Genomic DNA, 1188 nt, shown 5'->3' with positions numbered 1-1188 from the left:
GGTGGGCGTGACGATGCGCCGTTTTGCATTCAACGGCGCCTTCCACATGAAAGCCCTGCTTTAGGGTGTCTGCTCGCCATTCCTCCAAGGCAATCCGGGCATCGTCCTCACAGGCAAAGGGCCGATCCGACAACGCCGCCGCCTCTTTCTGCAGGGTAGCCTTTCGCTTGGCAAACTGCCGTTGCAGGGTTTTTTCTTTTCGGGACTCCAAGTGGGAGGAGTGGACGACCAAGAAGCCGTACTCTCGCCCAGCCAGTTCCCGGCGTGTTGAATACACGCTATACCTCGCTCGTTCGGCCTCGGAGGAATCGGTTACGGTTCCAAGGTCTTCCCATTGCCCGGTTACCCAGGCCTCGTCTTTGAGGGTTTGCGCGAGCGCAAAGGTTTCCGGCAACCGGGAGATGAATTGGACGCCCTGACGGGCAAGTTTATTCAGCCCCTCCGTGGAAACAAGGGCACAGTCGGCCACGAAGATGACATCCCGATAGCCTTTTTCAGTGAAGAATTTCTGCATTTCCACAGCAGCTTCGGGGTTCCAGGTGACATCGGCCGTATTGCCGGAAAGCAGTTGGCCCATGATCGGAAGTCCATTCTCTTGGACTGCGGCGCCGATCTTAAACTGTTTCAAATCCGGGCGAAGATCTTTGCTATGCCCTCGATTCACATCGAAATCTCCGGTGGCCTCTTCTTCGTACGCGCCCTGGACGGATTTTGATGTGGTGTCAAAGTGGACGAAACGAATCCCCATCGCATGGGCGTGAAGCAGTGTGACCCCGACCAGGCTGACCAGTGTCTCCTGCGAAATCTCGGCGAGCTTATCCAGTGCATGTCCATATGCGTCATCGTTCACCTGCTCCAGCGTCAGATGGCCTCGGAACACAGCGGTCATATCCTGCTTGGCCCAAAATTGCTCCACTTTCCAAAGGGCTTTTCTCCCGCAGAGGATGCAGATGATCAGACTTTCGATGAGAATCCCCGGTGAGACGCGTGAAATGGCTTCATCCCATTTCACCAGTTGGTTGACAATTTCACGGATCTTTGCGATGCGGCAGAGCTTGGCGATTACAGGTACGGCTCCGGCTTGGATCATGCGTATATTGGCTGATGCCACGAATACCATCTCCTACACTCTGAAATGAGGATGGTATTCGACAAGAAGCGTTGAACTCCTTTAAAATTTTTCCAGCG

The 1188-nt window shown here is 54.5% G+C and carries 1 protein-coding gene; it reads right to left on the bottom strand.

Annotated elements, in window-relative coordinates; genetic code table 11:
* Positions 1-1111 (bottom strand): IS1634 family transposase (locus GTO91_RS17560; RefSeq protein ID WP_161260009.1); only part of this gene is annotated, 1111 nt, incomplete at its 3' end.
* Between the last annotated feature and the right edge of the window lie 77 nt (positions 1112-1188).

The organism is Heliomicrobium undosum, from assembly GCF_009877425.1.
Lineage (GTDB): Bacteria > Bacillota > Desulfitobacteriia > Heliobacteriales > Heliobacteriaceae > Heliomicrobium > Heliomicrobium undosum.
Note: the sequence above shows the minus strand (reverse complement) of the source record. Positions and strands in the feature narration are given on the sequence as shown.